Source organism: Leifsonia sp. Leaf336, from assembly GCF_001423695.1.
Classification (GTDB): Bacteria; Actinomycetota; Actinomycetes; order Actinomycetales; family Microbacteriaceae; genus Leifsonia.
Window position 1 is genome coordinate 558,620 of sequence record NZ_LMOZ01000002.1, and the last position, 16,611, is coordinate 575,230.

Annotated in this window: 15 protein-coding genes; 10 read left to right on the forward strand and 5 right to left on the reverse strand. The window is 71.5% G+C overall.

The window, feature by feature from the left end; translation table 11 throughout:
• Positions 1–80 precede the first annotated feature (80 nt).
• Positions 81–1,259 carry an acyl-CoA dehydrogenase family protein gene (locus ASF88_RS11500; protein WP_055918267.1) on the forward strand — a complete coding sequence of 393 codons (1,179 nt, stop codon included), beginning with the start codon at positions 81–83 and terminating at the stop codon, positions 1,257–1,259.
• A gap of 17 nt (positions 1,260–1,276) precedes the next feature.
• Here ASF88_RS11500 and ASF88_RS11505 read toward each other — a convergent pair whose 3' ends face one another.
• Positions 1,277–1,789 (reverse strand): hypothetical protein, encoded by a 513-nt coding sequence (locus tag ASF88_RS11505; RefSeq protein ID WP_055918271.1) that lies wholly within the window; start codon positions 1,787–1,789, stop codon positions 1,277–1,279.
• A 95-nt stretch (positions 1,790–1,884) separates the two neighbouring features.
• Here ASF88_RS11505 and galE point away from each other — a divergent pair, with 95 nt between their 5' ends.
• The 4 genes from galE to ASF88_RS11525 all read left to right on the forward strand — a co-directional run bounded on the left by galE (position 1,885) and on the right by ASF88_RS11525 (position 8,107).
• Positions 1,885–2,847: a UDP-glucose 4-epimerase GalE gene (gene galE / locus ASF88_RS11510; RefSeq protein WP_055918274.1), complete on the forward strand. Its 963-nt coding sequence runs from the start codon at positions 1,885–1,887 to the stop codon at positions 2,845–2,847.
• Positions 2,848–3,032: 185 nt separating this feature from the next.
• Entirely contained in the window at positions 3,033–3,356 is a 324-nt protein-coding gene (locus tag ASF88_RS11515) for a WhiB family transcriptional regulator (protein ID WP_082518918.1), read from the forward strand.
• A gap of 70 nt (positions 3,357–3,426) precedes the next feature.
• A complete protein-coding gene (locus tag ASF88_RS11520; protein WP_055918280.1) occupies positions 3,427–6,684 on the forward strand; it encodes a glycosyltransferase family 2 protein in 3,258 nt (1,085 codons plus the stop codon).
• On the forward strand, positions 6,677–8,107 hold the full coding sequence (locus ASF88_RS11525; RefSeq protein ID WP_055918283.1) for a DUF5719 family protein: 1,431 nt from the start codon (positions 6,677–6,679) through the stop codon (positions 8,105–8,107). Before ASF88_RS11520 ends, ASF88_RS11525 begins: the two co-directional genes overlap by 8 nt.
• A 27-nt stretch (positions 8,108–8,134) precedes the next feature.
• Here ASF88_RS11525 and ASF88_RS11530 read toward each other — a convergent pair whose 3' ends face one another.
• Positions 8,135–8,578, reverse strand: coding sequence for a metallopeptidase family protein (locus tag ASF88_RS11530; RefSeq protein ID WP_055918286.1), 444 nt, complete (start codon positions 8,576–8,578; stop codon positions 8,135–8,137).
• A 42-nt stretch (positions 8,579–8,620) separates the two neighbouring features.
• On the opposite strand from ASF88_RS11530, the gene ASF88_RS11535 reads away from it, so the two are divergent.
• From ASF88_RS11535 to ASF88_RS11550, 4 genes are read left to right on the forward strand one after another with little or no spacing between them, the layout of a single operon-like run.
• Positions 8,621–8,833, forward strand: coding sequence for a DUF3499 family protein (locus ASF88_RS11535; protein ID WP_055918289.1), 213 nt, complete (start codon positions 8,621–8,623; stop codon positions 8,831–8,833).
• Positions 8,834–8,843: 10 nt separating this feature from the next.
• On the forward strand, positions 8,844–10,283 hold the full coding sequence (locus ASF88_RS11540) for a phosphomannomutase/phosphoglucomutase (protein ID WP_235493416.1): 1,440 nt from the start codon (positions 8,844–8,846) through the stop codon (positions 10,281–10,283).
• Between the two features lie 40 nt (positions 10,284–10,323).
• Entirely contained in the window at positions 10,324–11,805 is a 1,482-nt protein-coding gene (gene ahcY / locus ASF88_RS11545) for an adenosylhomocysteinase (RefSeq protein WP_055918292.1), read from the forward strand.
• On the forward strand, positions 11,805–12,356 hold the full coding sequence (locus tag ASF88_RS11550; protein ID WP_055918294.1) for a GNAT family N-acetyltransferase: 552 nt from the start codon (positions 11,805–11,807) through the stop codon (positions 12,354–12,356). The genes ahcY and ASF88_RS11550 overlap by 1 nt, the downstream gene beginning before the upstream one ends.
• A gap of 3 nt (positions 12,357–12,359) precedes the next feature.
• Here the strand turns inward: ASF88_RS11550 and ASF88_RS11555 are convergent, their stop codons facing one another.
• Complete coding sequence (locus tag ASF88_RS11555) at positions 12,360–13,262, reverse strand: cyclase family protein (protein WP_055918297.1); 903 nt, start codon at positions 13,260–13,262, stop codon at positions 12,360–12,362.
• A gap of 52 nt (positions 13,263–13,314) precedes the next feature.
• On the reverse strand, positions 13,315–14,217 hold the full coding sequence (locus tag ASF88_RS11560) for an RDD family protein (RefSeq protein ID WP_235493417.1): 903 nt from the start codon (positions 14,215–14,217) through the stop codon (positions 13,315–13,317).
• Between the two features lie 17 nt (positions 14,218–14,234).
• Here ASF88_RS11560 and ASF88_RS11565 point away from each other — a divergent pair, with 17 nt between their 5' ends.
• Positions 14,235–15,230 (forward strand): stage II sporulation protein M, encoded by a 996-nt coding sequence (locus ASF88_RS11565; RefSeq protein ID WP_055918300.1) that lies wholly within the window; start codon positions 14,235–14,237, stop codon positions 15,228–15,230.
• Positions 15,231–15,276: 46 nt separating this feature from the next.
• On the opposite strand, the gene ASF88_RS11570 is transcribed toward ASF88_RS11565, so the two are convergent.
• A complete protein-coding gene (locus ASF88_RS11570) occupies positions 15,277–16,608 on the reverse strand; it encodes a DUF58 domain-containing protein (RefSeq protein WP_055918303.1) in 1,332 nt (443 codons plus the stop codon).
• Positions 16,609–16,611: the final 3 nt, after the last annotated feature.

The following is a 16,611-nucleotide window of genomic DNA, read 5'->3' on the forward strand; positions in this document are numbered from 1 at the left end:
ACTACCAATCGCTTTGCCGCGCCCCCGGCCGTTCCCTAGGCTGACGACGCCTCTGCCCGACCGGACGCAATGGAGCACACATGGCCTTCGAGACCCTCGCCAGCGACTTCTACGGCTTCGAGAACCTCCTCACCGAGCGCGAGAAGGAGTTCCTCGTGAACCTGCGCGCGCGCCTGGAGGGCGAGATCAAGCCCATCGTCAACGAGTACTGGGAACGGGCAGAGTTCCCGCACCAGATCATCGACGTGCTGCACGGCGCCGGGGCGATCGGACTCGGCTTCGCCGAGACCGCGCCGTTCGAGAACTCGGCCGTCTTCCGCGGCTGGGTGGCCCTCGAGCTGGCCCGCGTCGATGCCTCGGTCAGCACCTACGTCGGTGTGCAGAACGGCCTCGCGCTCGGTGCCATCGGTGTCTGCGGATCGGCAGAGCAGCGGGCGGAGTGGCTGCCCAAGCTGGCGAGCGGGGAGGTGCTCGGCGCGTTCGGGCTCACCGAGCCCGACTCCGGGTCCGACTCGGCGCAGGGCCTGCGCACCGTCGCGACCCGCGACGGCGACGACTGGATCCTCAACGGCTCCAAGCGCTGGATCGGCAACGCGACCTTCAGCGACATCACCGTGATCTGGGCGAAGAGCGCGGAGGACGGCCAGGTGAAGGGCTTCATCGTCCCGACCAGCACGCCGGGATACACCGCGACGAAGATCGAGGGCAAGCAGTCGCTGCGCATCGTGCAGAACGCCGACATCACCCTCGAGAACGTCCGGGTGCCGGAGTCGTTGCGCCTGCAGAACGCCAACAGCTTCCGCGACACCGCCGCCGTGCTGCGGCTGACGCGGGCGGAGGTCGCCTGGGCCGCCGTCGGCGTCGCGGTCGGCGCCTACGAGGCGGCGCTGCGCTACGCGAAGGAGCGCGTGCAGTTCGGCAAGCCGATCGCGAAGCACCAGCTCATCCAGGACCTGCTGGTCAAGTCGATCGGCGACATCACGGCCTCCATCGCCCTGTGCACGCGCGTCTCGCAGATGCTTGACGACGACGAGCAGCGCGACGAGCACTCGGCGCTCGCGAAGGCGTTCGCGACCGCCCGGATGCGCGAGACCGTTGCCCGCTGCCGCGAGCTCATGGGCGGCAACGGCATCGTGATCGACTACGACGTCGCCCGGTTCTTCGCCGATGCCGAAGCGCTCTACTCCTACGAGGGCACGCGCGAGATGAACACGCTCATCGTCGGCCGCGCGATCACGGGCGAGGCCGCGTTCGTCTGAGCGGCTGAGGCGGGAGGTCAGCGCGCCTCCGACGCGACGGCAGCGGGAGCCGAGGCCTCCCGCTCCATCCTCAGCGCGAGTCGGTGGGCGAACACCAAGGGGATGATGCCCAGCACGCCGAACGAGATGTCGATCAGCTGCCACCCCAGCGGGATGCCGCGTACCGCGCCCGCGATGAGCGCGAGCGGCACGACGGCCCCGCAGGCGATCATCCCGAACCGGAGCACCCAGATGTTCCTGACCGGATCCATCAGCGGCCCGATGAACGCCACCGCGATCACGAGGTGCGCGAACGCGAGCCAGTCGGTGCCGTACGACAGGAACGGATAGCGGGCGGTGTCGTCGAGCGCGTGGTGGATGAGGTCGATCCATTCCACCAGCCCCGGGACGATGCCGGGCGCCGGCGAGCCGTGCAGCACCTGCGAGACGAGGGAGACCTCCCACGCCAACGGGAACGCCGTGATGCCGCTGAGCACGAGGCCCGCGATGAAGATGACGATCCAGACGCGCGCCGCGGTGATGGTGCTCATGCTCCGACCCTAGGAGCCCGGCGGCCGCCGGGTCGTCCTCCGTGCGGACGATAGGGTTCTCACGACCCCTTTTCCGTTCGAGGCTGGAGGACGCCGTGGCGTGGTTGGTGACCGGAGGTGCCGGATACATCGGCTCCCACGTTGTGCGGGCGTTCCTCGCAGAGGGCATGGAGGTCGTCGTCGTCGACGACCTCTCCAGCGGCCACGAGGAGTTCGTCCCGTCGACCGTGCCGTTCTATCGGGGCACCATCCTCGACGGCGACCTGCTGGAGCGGATCTTCCGCGAGCACAGCGTGAGCGGCGTGGTGCACGTCGCCGGGTTCAAGTACGCCGGCGTCTCGGTGCAGCGCCCGCTGCACACGTACGAGCAGAACGTGACCGCGACCGCCGTGCTGCTCGCGGCCATGCAGGAGGCGGGGGTCGACGCGATCGTCTTCTCGTCGTCCGCCGCGGTGTACGGGACTCCCGACGTGGAGACCGTCACCGAGCAGACGCCGAAGAGCCCCGAGTCGCCCTACGGCGAGTCGAAGCTGATCGGGGAGTGGCTGCTGCGCGACCAGGGCGTCGCCGTCGGCCTGCGGCACACCTCGCTCCGCTACTTCAACGTCGTCGGCTCCGGCGACCCCTCCCTGCGCGACACGAGCCCGCACAACCTCTTCCCGCTCGTCTTCGACGCGCTCGTCGCCGGCCGCACCCCGCGCATCAACGGCGACGACTACCCGACGCCCGACGGCACCTGCGTGCGCGACTACATCCACGTGGCCGACCTGGCCGTCTCGCACGTGGCGGCGGCCAAGCGCCTCGACGCGGGCGAGCGCGTGGAGGCCGTGTACAACCTCGGAAGCGGTGACGGCGTCAGCGTGGGCGAAATCATGTCGACCGTGGCCTCCGTGACCGGAATCGCCTTCACCCCAGAAGTGGGGCCTCGACGGCCGGGCGATCCGGCGAGGATCGTTGCCTCGGGAGAGCTCGCAGCCCGCGATCTCGACTGGAAGATGCGCCACACTCTCGACGAGATGGTAGGCACCGCCTGGGAAGCACGCCAGTCGGCGTCGTGATTGCCGGCCGGCGGGGGTAGACAGGTCGGGCGTATCGCGATCGTTGTCGTTCGTCGGCGCGTCGTGAAGTCTCGACCAGGCGTTAAGGCTTTACGATTCGCGACTTGACTGGAGCGAATGACAACGGTGTAATTATTGCGACACGACCAATGTGTCGCTGACAGTTCAAGGGTGGGGAGACCGATATGGCAATTCCTGAATATCGTTCTGGGGTACCCGACGACTGGTTCATCGATCCGGTGCGACTCGGGGTTCCGGGGGTCCGGGCGGCGGGTGTCGACGACGACAACCCTCTCGCCTGGCAGTCCGACGCCCTGTGCGCGCAGACGGATCCCGAGGCGTTCTTCCCCGAGAAGGGCGGCTCGACGCGTGACGCGAAGCGGATCTGCACCTCGTGCGAGGTTCGTTCCCAGTGCCTCGAATACGCGCTCTCGAACGACGAGCGTTTCGGCATCTGGGGCGGGCTCTCGGAGCGCGAGCGTCGCAAGCTCCGCAAGCGCGCCGGCTGACCGGGTCGAATACGCGCCGCGCCCGACGCACTACCGGGATCGGCGCAGCCCCAACTTAGGCTGACTCCCGATGTATCCGAGAGTCACCGCCATCGTCGTCGCCCACAGCGGCGGCCCCCGCCTGCAGCGCACTCTCGACGCCATCGCGGCGCAGACCCGCCAGCCGGACGCCGTGATCGCCGTCGACTGCGCGAGCACGGACGACGCCGCGCGCCTGCTCGCCGACGCGAAGCCCACGCACCTCCTCCGTAGCGGGGAGAAGCTCCCGTTCGGCTCCGCGGTCTCGACCGCCGTGCGCGTCCTGCCTCCCACCACGTCGTCCGAAGAGCTGATCTGGCTGCTCGCCCACGACACGGCCCCGGAGCCCGAGGCGCTCCAGGCGTTGCTCGGCGCTCTCGAGGTGTCGCCCTCCGTCGCGGTGGTCGGACCGAAGCTCGTCGACGCCGACGACGCCGCGTTCATCCGCGAGTTCGGCGAGGCGATGACCCCGTTCGGCGCGTCGCTGCCACTGGTCGAGAACGAGCTCGATCAGGCCCAGCACGACGGCCTCAGCGACGTTCTCGCCGTGTCGTCGGCCGGCATGCTCGTGCGCCTGCCGGTCTGGGAGGCCCTCGACGGGTTCGACCCCGCCCTCCCGGCCGTCGACGACGGCCTCGACTTCTGCACCAGGGCGCGGCTCGCCGGCTACCGGGTCACCCTGGTCGCTCACGCGCGCGTCGCCGTGGGCGGCGACGGTCTCGCCGGTCCCAACCTGTCGCGCAAGTGGTCGGTGCGGCGCAAGCTGGCGGGGGAGCGGCGGCGTGCGCAGCTCCACCGGCGGATGGCGTACGCGCCCGGCTGGGCGGTGGTCCCGCACTGGCTGACCCTCGTTCCGCTCGCGATCCTCCGCTCGATCGTGCGCCTGCTGCGCAAGGAGCCCGGTTCGGTCGGCGGCGAGCTGGGTGCCGCGTTCCGGGTCGCGTTCTCCGGTCTCGCGGTCAGCAATGCACGCCGGCGCCTCGCCAAGGCCAAGGCCGTGACCTGGGCGGCGATCGCGCCGCTGCGCATCCCGTTCGCGGACGTGCGGCGCGGCAGGGCGCTCAAACGCGAGGCCGCGATGGTACGCCAGCAGGGCGAGCGCCAGGACCTCGACTTCTGGGGGACGGGCGGCGGCTGGACCGTCCTGGCGGCGTTCGTCATCGGCATCGCACTGTTCTATCCGCTGGCGTCCTCCACCGCGATCACCGGTGGCGGAATGCTGCCGCTCAACGCCTCCGTCGGCCAGCTCTGGGCGAACCTCGGCTACGGCTGGCGCGACATCAACCTCGGCTTCGTGGGAGCTGCAGACCCGTTCTCGGCGGTCCTCGCGGTGCTCGGCACCCTGACCTTCTGGCAGCCCAGCGCCTCCCTCGTCGGCGTCTGGCTCCTCGCCCTCCCGCTCGCGGCGCTCGGCGCGTGGCTCGCGGCCGCGCGGCTCACCGTGCGCCCGATGCTGCGGGCCTTCGCGGGTATCAGCTACGCACTTGCTCCGACGCTGTTCATCGCCCTGCAGGGAGGTCGCCCGGGCGCCGTGCTCGCCCATGTCCTGCTCCCGTGGCTGTTCTTCGCCGGGCTGGCCGCACGCCGCTCCTGGACGGCCAGCGCCACGACGGCGCTGCTGGCCGCGGCGACCGTGGCGTGCGCCCCTGTGCTGATCCCCGCACTCGTCGTCGCGTGGATCGCGGCCATCGTGTTCGCCGGGCGCCGCGCCGCGCGCATCGTCTTCATCCCGCTGCCGGCCGTCGTGCTGTTCGCGCCGCTGGTGTGGCAGCAGGTCGGCAGAGGAGCCTGGCTCTCGATCTTCGCCGACCCCGGCGTCGTGGTCGACGCGCGGCAGACGCCCGCCTGGCAGCTCGCACTCGGCTTCCCCGACGGCACGCTCGGCGGCTGGCACGCGATCGCCGCCGCGCTTCCTTTCGGGACGGGCGCCGGCAACATCCTGGTGCCGGTCCTGCTCGCACCTCTGGGCATCCTCGCGATCCTGGCGCTGTTCCTGCGCGGCACCGTGCGCGCCGTCGTCGCGCTGCTCGTCGCGCTCGCCGGATTCCTGACCGCCGTGGTCGCGCTGCACGTCCAGGTCGCGGTGACCGGGTCGACGGTCGCGCCGATCTGGCCCGGCAGCGCGCTGAGCCTGTATTGGATCGGTCTGATCGGGGCGGCGGTTCTCGCCCTGTCCGCGCTGAAGCGCGGCTCGCTCGCCCCTGCCTGGATCGCCATGATCACCCTGGCGATCGCGGCGGTGCCCTCGGCGATCGCCACGCACGACGGCCTGGCCGCCGTCAGCGCCAGCGACGGCCGGACCATGCCCGCCGTCGTGACGGCGAAGGCGACCACCCAGCCACGAGCGGGAACGCTGCGAATCACCCCGCAGCCCGACGGCGGCATCCAGGCGGAGGTCGTCCGGGGCGCCGGGCAGACGCTCGACGGCCAGACCACGCTGAGCTCGACCTCCCGCTCGCTGACCCCGGGGCAGCGCGAGCTCGCCGGCCTGGCCGGCAACCTCTCGTCGCGCAGCGGCTACGACGCCTCCGGCGAGCTGAAGCGTCTCGGTATCGACTTCGTGCTGCTCGCGCCGCCGGCGGCCGCGCTGAACGAGAAGCAGGCCGGTTCCGAGCCGGACACCACGGCCGCCGAGGCGACGAGGACCCGCGCCGGCATCGCCATGGACGCCAACCCGCTCCTGGTGTCGGTCGGCCAGACGACCACCGGGTCGCTCTGGGCCTTCGACCGTGGAACGGCCGTGGTGCCACCCGCGGCGCAGATCCCCCCGGACGCCGGCGGCATCTGGAGGCTGATCGTGCTGCTCGTGCAGGGCGTGATCGTGGGCTTCACGCTGCTGCTCGCCATCCCGACCACGCGCTCGGCCGACCGGGTGTCGGAGCTGAACGCGCGCCGGCCCGAGCGCCGCCACGGCGGCGAGCCTCCCGCCGTCGAGCCGGACGACGAGCCGGATCCGCCGTCGGACGGCGATCTTCCGATCGCGGAGGAGAGTCTCGACGACTGGGAGGCGGAGCCCGAGGACGAGGCTGCCGTCGAGTCGTACGGAGAAAGCGACCCCGGCCCGGCCATCGTCGAGCCCGAGTCGGAGCCTGCTGTCGAGCCGGAACCGGAACCGGAGCCTGCGCCCGAACCGGAGCCCGAGCCCGCTGTCGAACCGGAGCCGCGGCCCGAACCTGCCCCTGAGCCGGATCCCGAACGCGGTCTGCACCCCGAAGCCGTCCCCGTCGGGGCGCCGACGACCCTGGAGGACGGCCTCGATGAGACCATCATCCGACCGCGCCCCTCGACCGCGAGGAGCGATCGTGGCTGACCGTCGAGCCCTCGCCCAGGGCGGCGCCCGCGCGATCGGCGGAGTCGTCGGCATCGCCATCGCGGCCGCGGTGATCGCGGGCGCGACCCTCCTCCCGCTCTCCGGCTTCGCGATCTCCGCGCCGTCGCAGACTGTCAAGCCCGTCCCGGCCGATCAGCAGCGCGTCTGCCCCGGCCCGCTGCTCGCCCTCGCCGCCGACGCGGGGCAGGCCACGCGTCCGAGCGCGATCGACTCGTTCTCCTCGGTGTACGGCGCCACCGGAGCTGACACCCAGTCGCGCACGCTGAAGCCGGACGCCGACACCACGTCCAACGATCAGGCGCCTATCGCGCTGACGGCGACCACGCCGCAGGGCGCGACCCGGCCTCCGCTCTTCGCGGGAGCCCAGGTGCAGAACGCCCAGACCGACGACCTCGCCGGCCTGGCCGCCGCCGCCTGCGCGGAGCCGTCGGCCGACAGCTGGCTGGTGGCCGGCGCGACCACGCTCGGTCAGACGAGCCTCGTGCTGCTCTCGAACCCGACCTCCGTCGACGCCACAGTCAACCTCGACATCTACACCGAGACCGGCCACGTCAGTGCGCCGGGTGCCACCGGCATCGTCGTGCCGGCCGGCGCCCAGAAGATCGTGCCGCTCGCGGGCCTCGCCCCGTCGGCGACGGCTCCCGTCGTGCACGTCACGACGACCGGCGGACAGGTCGTCGCCAACATGCAGCAGAGCTTCGAGCAGGGCATCCAGCCGCGCGGCGTGGAGCTGGCCGGCCCGACAGGGGCTCCCGACCGCGTTCAGACGATCGCGGGCGTGACGGTCGCCTCCCTCGCCGCCATCACGGCTGCGCAGTCCGCCGAGAGCGTCGGCGTCGACTTCCCGTCCGTGCGCATCCTGGTGCCCGGCGATCACGACGCCAAGATCACGATCGGAGCCGTGGGGGAGGCCGGGACCAACGCGGGCAACTCCTACGCCCAGACTGTGAAGGCGGGCAACGTCGCCGAGATCCCGCTCGACAACCTGAAGGACGGCAACTTCACCGTCACGGTCCGCTCGGACGTGCCGGTCGTCGCCGCGGTGCGCACCTCCGTCATCGGAACCAAGACGCGCGACTTCTCCTGGTTCGTCTCAGCGCCGGCCATCGGCGACTCGCAGCTCGTGGCCGTGCCGCCCGGCCCGAAGCCGATGCTGCACTTCGCCAATGCGGGCGACGCCGACGCGAAGGTGAAGATCGAGCCGTCGTCGGGCAAGGCGATCGCCCTCACGGTGCCCGCCGAGGGCGGCGCGAACGTCGCGGTTCCGACCGGACGGTACACGGTGACCGGCGCCGACGGGCTGGAGGTCAGCGTGAGCACGGGCGGCGACGGCCAGGCCAGCAGCTTCGCTGTGTCGCCCGCCGGCCCGCTCGCGGCGCCGATCGAGGTCTATCCGAACTGAGCGGGCGGCCGTCAGCGGGTCAGCCGGTCAGAAGTGCCGGAAGCGGTCGGGCGCGAGGTCCCACGGGTCTTTGCCGAGCAGCTCGGCGACCGCGCGGAAGACGCATCCCTCGATGTACATGCGCCTGTGGAGGTCGTCGTCGCGGTGCAGCTTGGTGAGGCGCTGGATGGGCACCCGGTAGAGCACGATGCGGCGCCGGGCGTGATCGACGAACCAGCGGTCGACGCCGTCGGTGCCCGTGTTGCCGGTCGGCGTCGCCGCGACCTCGAAGTGCACGTTCGCGAGCTCGTCGGGCCAGACGCCCTTGAGGTAGTCGGCGGTGGAGGCCACGGTCATGTCGAAGAAGTCGATGCGGTTCTGCAGCATCGGCAGATGCGGGCCGGTGACCGGGCCGCGCGCCCCTCTGCCGTGACGGCTGCGCCACCGGCTGGTCGCCGGGGGGTTGCTGCTGGTGCGGCGATTGCGGGGCATGTCGCCATCCTACGTCGGTGGTGCTCGGGTAGTCTGAGCGCGATGTTGAGCCGCCCGTGTTCCCGTGTCGCCTGTCCGCGCGACGCCGTGTCGACGCTGACCTACGTGTACGCCGACTCGATGGCGGTGCTCGGCCCGCTCAGTCTCTCGCACGAACCTCACTCGTACGATCTCTGCGCCATCCACGCCGAGCGCCTGTCGGCGCCGCAGGGCTGGCAGATCGTGCGCCACGAGGTCTTCGGCGAGATCAAGTAGGGTGACCGGCGTGCATACTTCTGACTCGATCGACGACTTCCGCGCCGCCCTCTCGGCGGTCGTGAAGACCTACGACGTCCGCGGGCTCGTCGGGAGCGGCCTGACCTCCGAGATCGTCACCGCCGTCGCCGCCGGGTTCGTCGACGAGATCGGCGCGGCGGGGTCCGAGGTCGTGGTGGGCCACGACATGCGCGACTCGTCGCCCGAGTTCGCCGAGGCGTTCGCGCGCGGTGCGCAGGCCCGCGGTGCCGACGTCGTGTCGATCGGCCTGTGCTCGACCGATGAGTCGTACTACGCATCGGGCGCCCTGAACGCCCCCGCGGCGATGTTCACCGCGAGCCACAACCCGGCCACTTACAACGGCATCAAGCTGTCGCGCGCCGGAGCGCAGGGCATCAGCCTCGACACCGGTCTCGCCGCGATCCGCGACCGCGCCGCCGTCTATCTGGCCGAGGGCCTGGTCGCGGTGGAGCAGCCGGGCGGCTACCGCGAGCAGGACGTCCTGGCCGACTACGCGGCCTACCTTCGCGGTCTCGTCGACCTCAGCGGCATCCGGCCGATCCGCGTGGTCGTCGACGCGGGCAACGGCATGGGCGGGCTCACCGTCCCCGCCGTGCTCGGCGAGGCAGCGGGCCTGCCCGCGCTGCCGATCGAGATCATCCCGATGTACTTCGAACTCGACGGGACCTTCCCGAATCACGAGGCGAACCCGCTGGAGCCCGCGAACCTGGTCGACCTCCAGGCCGCTGTCGTGCAGCACGGCGCAGACCTCGGGCTGGCCTTCGACGGCGACGCCGACCGCTGCTTCGTCGTCGACGAGACCGGTGCGGCGGTCTCGCCGTCCGCCGTCGCCGCGATCGTCGCCGTGCGCGAGATCGCCCGGGTGCGCGCGGCCGACCCGGACGCCGAGATCACGGTCATCCACAACCTGATCACGTCGAACATCGTGCCGGAGACCATCGAGGCCGCCGGCGCGACCCCGTACCGCACCCGCGTCGGGCACTCCCTCATCAAGGACGCGATGCGCGAGTCCGGCGCCGTCTTCGGCGGCGAGCACTCGGCGCACTACTACTTCCGCGACTTCTGGAGCGCCGACAACGGCATGCTGGCCGCGATGCACCTGCTCGCCGAGTTCGGCTCGCAGGAGCAGCCCCTGTCGGAGCTTGCGGCCGTCTACAGCCCCTATTCCCAGTCCGGCGAGATCAACTCGTCGGTCGATGACGTGCCGGCCGCCTACGCGCGGATCGTCGAGGCCTTCACCGGCCGCGCCGAGTTCGACGAGCTCGACGGGCTGACGATCACCGGGCTGACCGACGAGAGCGAGCCGTTCTGGTGGTTCTCCGTGCGCCCGTCGAACACCGAGCCGCTGCTGCGTCTCAACGTGGAGGCTGCAGACGCCGCCACGATGACGCGAGTGTGCGACGAGGTGCTGGCGCTCATCCGCGCGTAGCACTCGCGGCGTGCTCCACCCCGCATGGCAGAATAGCCGCATGCCTTCGCCTGCCATTGACACCTCTCTGCCGTTCCGCGTCGCGGACCTCTCCCTCGCCGAGGCGGGAAGGCACCAGATCCGGCTGGCCGAGAACGAGATGCCCGGCCTGATGGCCCTCCGCGAGGAGTTCGGCCCGACGCAGCCGCTGAAGGGCGCACGCATCGCGGGTTCGCTGCACATGACCGTCCAGACGGCCGTGCTCATCGAGACCCTCGTCGCCCTCGGCGCGCAGGTGCGCTGGGCGAGCTGCAACATCTTCTCCACGCAGGACGAAGCGGCCGCGGCGATCGCCGTCGGTCCGCACGGCACCGTGGAGGCGCCAGCGGGCGTCCCGGTCTTCGCCTGGAAGGGCGAGACGCTCGAGGAGTACTGGTGGTGCACCCAGCAGATCTTCGACTGGACGACCGAGGCGCAGGCCGCGGGCGCCGACTGGACCGGCCCGAACCTCATCCTCGACGACGGCGGCGACGCCACCCTGCTCGTGCACAAGGGTCGCGAGTTCGAGCTCGCCGGCGCCGTGCCGGGCGACGCCCCGGGCGACAGCCACGAGTACCGCGTGATCCTGGCCGCCCTCCGCGCCTCCCTCGCCACCTCCTCCGACCGCTGGACGCGCATCGCCGACGGCATCCTCGGCGTCACCGAAGAGACCACCACCGGCGTGCACCGCCTGTACGAGCTCGCCAAGAGCGGCGACCTCCTGTTCCCGGCGATCAACGTCAACGACTCGGTGACCAAGAGCAAGTTCGACAACAAGTACGGCATCCGGCACTCGCTGCCCGACGGCCTCAACCGCGCGACGGACGTGCTCATGGGCGGCAAGGTCGCCTTCGTCTGCGGCTACGGCGATGTCGGCAAGGGCGCGGCGGAGGCCCTCCGCGGGCAGGGCGCCCGCGTGATCGTCAGCGAGGTCGACCCGATCAACGCCCTCCAGGCGGCGATGGACGGCTTCCAGGTCACCACGCTCGAGTCGGTCGTCGACCAGGTCGACATCGTCATCACCGGAACGGGCAACCTCAACGTCGTCACCCTCGACCACATCCTCGCGATGAAGCACCTCGCCATCGTCGCCAACGTGGGCCACTTCGACAACGAGATCGACATGGCGTCGCTGGAGGCCCTCCCCGGGGCCGAGAAGGTCGAGATCAAGCCGCAGGTGCACGAGTGGCGCCTCCCGACCGGACGCAGCGTCCTGGTGCTCTCCGAGGGCCGCCTGATGAACCTCGGCAACGCCACCGGCCACCCGAGCTTCGTCATGAGCAACTCCTTCGCCAACCAGGTGCTCGCCCAGCTCGAGCTCTTCGTCTCGACCGAGAAGTACCCGATCGGCGTCTATGTGCTGCCGAAGCACCTCGACGAGAAGGTGGCGCGCCTCCACCTCGCCGCGCTCGGAGTGCGGCTGACGACCCTGACCGACGAGCAGGCCGCCTACATCGGCGTGCCGGTGGACGGCCCCTACAAAGTCGACCACTACCGCTACTGATGGCACTCGATTTCGCAGACCGGGAGCTCCCGGGAGGGCTCGTCCTGCGCGTGCGTCGTGAGGAGGACGCCGCGGCGCTCGCGGCCGCCTACTCGCGCAACCGCGGGCACCTCGCTCCGTGGGATCCGACGCGGTCGGAGGAGTTCTTCACCGAAGCGGGCCAGCTGGCGCGCACGCGCGAGCTCCTCGCCCTCCACTCGCTCGGCACCGCGGTGCCGCTGGTGATCGTCGACGGCGACGAGATCGCCGGAGGCATGGACCTCAGCAACGTCGTGCGCGGCGCGTTCCAGAGCGCCATGGTCGGCTACTGGCTCGACCGCGACCACACCGGCCGCGGCCTCGCCTCCGTCGCGCTCAACGCGCTGGTGGAGGCCGCCAGGGACGACTTCGGCCTGCACCGCGCGCAGGCGGCGACGCTGCTGGCGAACCACGCCTCCCAGTCGGTGCTCACGCGCGCCGGTTTCGAGCGCATCGGCGTCGCACCGAACTACCTCAAGATCGCGGGCCGCTGGCAGGACCACGTGCTCTTCCAGCGCATCCTGCACGACTGAGGATCACACCTCCGCGAACGCCCGCACCGGGAACGTGCCGAACCCCTCGACCGCCGGCGGGGCCGCCGTGAACCGGGCGCCGCGGGCGGGGAGGTCGCCGAGGCGGGTCAAGTGCTCCACGACGTGGATGCCGTGGGCCAGCAGGATGCTGTGCGCCGGGCGTGCGCCGTCGGTCTCGGTGTCGTCGATGTTGAGCGAGTCGATGCCGACCAGCGCGGCACCGGCACGCGCCAGGTGCTCGGCGCCCGCTTCGGTCAGGTAGGGCGCGCCGGTCGCGTATTCCGGCGTGCCGAAATGCGTGTCCCAGCCGGTGTGCAGCAGCACTGCGGACCCGGCGAGTACCCGGTCGTAGAACACCGACGCGGGGATGCCGCGCTCGCCGGCGTCCGTCAGGTGGAACACCTCCGCGCGCAGCCCCACCAGGGTGGCGAGGTCGAGCGACGCGAGATCGCCGCCATCGGCGTAGCGGTGGTACGGGCTGTCGAGGTAGGTGCCGGTGTTGCCGATCATCGTGATCACGTCCATCGCGAACTCCGTGCCCGGCGCGTACCGCTCGCGCGACGCCTCACGGGTGAGATGCGGTGTGATTACGGGCTCGGGGAGGCCGGGATAGGTGACGAGGCCCGCGCGGATCGGGTGGCTGAGGTCGACGACGCGGGAGGCACCGCGACCGGCGGGGGCCGCCTCCACGCCCCGGCTGCCGCGATGTGGCTCCGCGACGATGCGGACGTCGCGGAGGTCGACCTTGCCCACGAGCGCGAGCCCGAGATGCCGGACGAACAGCTCGGCGAGCTCGTCCTCCGCGATGTCGGCCGACGGCACATCGAGCCGGAAGCCCTCGGCGGTCAGCCCTCCGCCGTTGACGAACGACACCACGGCGTCGAAGTGGGCACGGTACTCGGTCATCGACGCTCCTGGAGTGTGTGCGGCCGGCGGCCGGCTGCCGGAGAGATGCGGGTCAGCGGTCGGGGAAGCTGTGCGGAAGCGCGTCGAGCACGGGCTCGAGTCGCTGGAGGCGCTCGGCCTCCAGAGCGAGCCCTGCGGCTTCGCGATGGCGGCGGAGGACGGCGACCGCCACCAGGAACGTCTCGGCGTCGACCGGAGGCAGCGGCGAGACGTAGGGTGCGGCCTCCCGCGCGAGCTCGGTGCTCAGCCCGATGCGGGCGGCGATGGTCAGCTGCGGCGCCTGCCGCACGAACTGCGCGATCCGTCGCGACAGCCGGTCGGGAAGCCGGCCGACATCGGCCGTCTGCGCCCACCCGTACAGCTGCGGAGGCAGGGAGAGCTGGAGCGGCTGAGGGCGGGGGACGCGCTCCATCTGGCTGTACGTGCCGGCCAGCAGGTCGCCCAGCCGCTTGGAGCGGGAGTTGAGGAGGCCGGTGATCGCAGCGAGGCCTCCGATCGTCATGTAGATCTCGAGAACGCCGACGAGGGCGCGGATGAAGGCGTGCCGGAATCCCGTCGCGCCCCCGTCGTCGCGCACGATGCGGGCGCCGACCGCCAGCCGGCCGAGCGACCGGCCGTGGGTGAGCAGCTCCATCGTGGTCGGGAGGACGACCATGCCGAACACCAGGATGAGCACGCCGAGTGCACGGAGCAGCGCGTCGTCGAGGCCGCCTCCCGTGGCCAGGAGGAGCAGGAAGCACCCGAGCATGACGAGCATCGAGAACAGCCAGTCGATGATCGTGCCCGCCGCTCGGAGGATGTAGCTGGCGGGCTTGACGTCGAGGGTGACGGCTTCGCCGGTCACGAGCTCGCGCTCGCCGGGGCCGGGAGTGCCGGACGTGCCCGGAACTCCGGGAGCCGGCCGGCCCACGCGCGACTGACCCCCGCTCGGGAGCATGGGCGCTGATGCCGTCATGGCTATCATTCAAGCAGATGGATCTCGACGCATACACGGCAGCGCGCAGCGCCGACTGGGACAGACTCGCCCGGCTGGCGGCGCGCCGGCGCCTGGACGGCCGCGACGCCGACGAACTGATCGACCTCTACCAGTCGGGGGCGGCCGATCTGTCGGCGATCCAGACCAGCGCGGGCTCCACCGCGGTGGGCGATCGGCTCTCGGTGACGCTCGCCACGGCACGACTGCGCTTCACCGGTGCAGGCACGAACCTGTTCTCGCAGATCCCGCGTTTCTTCGCGCTGCAGCTGCCCGCCGCGCTCTACCGGATCCGCTGGATCGTGCTCGCGGTGGCTGTCTTCACGATCATCGTCTCGGCGCTCTACGCGCTCTGGATCACCGGCAACCCGGATGTGCTGCGCAACCTGGGCGACGATGCCGCGCTCAAGCAGTACGTGAACCACGAGTTCGTCGACTACTACTCGAACAACCCGGCGGCGTCGTTCGCCGGACAGGTCTGGACGAACAACGTGTGGATCGCCGCGCAGTGCATCGCGTTCGGGATCACCGGAGCCTGGGTGCCGTACGTGCTCGTGCAGAACGCGGTCGGGGTCGGCACAGCGGTCGGCGTGATGTTCGCGTACGGGCGCGGCGACGTCCTGTTCTCCTACATCCTTCCGCACGGCCTCCTGGAGCTCACCAGCGTCTTCGTCGCCGCCGCAGCGGGCCTGCGGATCTTCTGGGCGTGGATCGCGCCCGGAGCCCGCACCCGCGGTCAGGCCTTGGCGGAGGACGGCAGGGCCTTGTTCACGGTCGCCGTGGGCTGCGTGATCAGCCTCTTCGTGTCGGGGCTCATCGAAGGGTTCGTGACGCCGTCCGCGCTCCCGGTGTGGGCGAAGATCGCCATCGGCGTTCTCGCGCTCGCCGCGTTCCTCTTCTACATGCTCTTCGTCGGCCGCCGGGCGGTGCGCGCGGGCGAGACCGGCGACCTCACCGAGTTCGAAGCAGGCGACCGCCGGGTCGTCGCCGGCTGACGACGACGCAGCCGGGACGGATGCCGCTCCCCACCGGGGGCGCGCATCAGAGGCGGCCGGCGGCCTTCAGGGCGAGGTAGCGGTCGGCGAGGGCCGGCGGCAGGTCGCCCGGCGAGCCGGTGACGACCTCCCCGCCGAGGCGGCGGACCGCAGCCGACACGCGCGCCACGTCGAGCAGCGCGCGCTCGGCGGACGCGGCCCGGTAGACGTCCTCCCGGCGGCCGCGCTGCAGAGCGGCGGCCTCGGTCTCGGGGTCGGTCACGCTCGCGACGACGACGATGTGCTTCTTCGTGAGCTGCGGCAGCACCGACAGCAGTCCCCGCGAGCCGCCCGGCGCGTCGAGGGAGGTCAGCAGAACGACCAGCGAGCGCTGGCTGGTGAGCGCTCGGACCTGGGCAGGCACCGCCGACCAGTCCATCTCGATGAGCGCTGGCTCGATGCCGGCCATCGTGTCCACCATCCGCGACAGCAGCTCGGCGCCCGTCGCGCCCTGCACGCGTCCACGCACGACCCGGTCGTACGCCAGCAGGTCGACGCGGTCCCCGGCGCGGGTCGCGAGTGCGGCCAGCAGCAGGGAGGCCTCGAACGCGGTGTCGATGCGGGGCTCGTCGGCGATGCGGGCGGCCGAGGTGCGGGCCGTGTCGACGACGAGCACCACCCGGCGGTCGCGCTCCGGACGCCAGGTGCGCACCATCACCCGCGCGCCCCGGCCTCCCGTCGGGTCGTGCCGCCGGGCGGTCGCGCGCCAGTCGATCGAGCGCACGTCGTCGCCGCGCACGTACTCGCGGAGGGAGTCGAACTCGGTGCCCTGCCCGCGCAGCATCACACTGGTGGTGCCGTCGAGCTCACGTAGTCGTGCCAAGCGCGACGGGAGGTGTTTGCGGGAGGCGAACGGCGGCAGCACGCGGATGCGACCGGGGGCTGCGAGCGTCGCCTGCCGCGACCAGAGTCCCAGCGGCCCGGTCGCCCGCACGGTGATCTGCTCCACGCGGCGCTCGCCGCGCCGCCAGGGCCGCAGCGAGACCGTGAGGCGTCGACGTTCACCGGCCGGGATGTCGACCGCCAGCCGCGACGGCTGGGCGCCGGCCGACGGCTCCCAGGCGTCCCGCAGCACGCCGCGCAGCCTGCGGGTGCCCACGTTCGTGACGAACAGCTCGGCGGCCGCGTCGGCGCCGAGCCGCACGCGGGCCGGCAGCTCGCGGCTCACCCGCACCCGGCGCGGTGACGCGGCCAGCGCGAGGTCGATCACTCCGAGCACGACGCACACCAGCACCCAGCCGCCGAGAGCGGCGAAGGCGAGCGCCATCTCCCCGCCGAGGAGCACGACGGGGACGACGCCCAGCGCGAGCAGGGCGACGAAACGTCCGGACACGGTCATCGG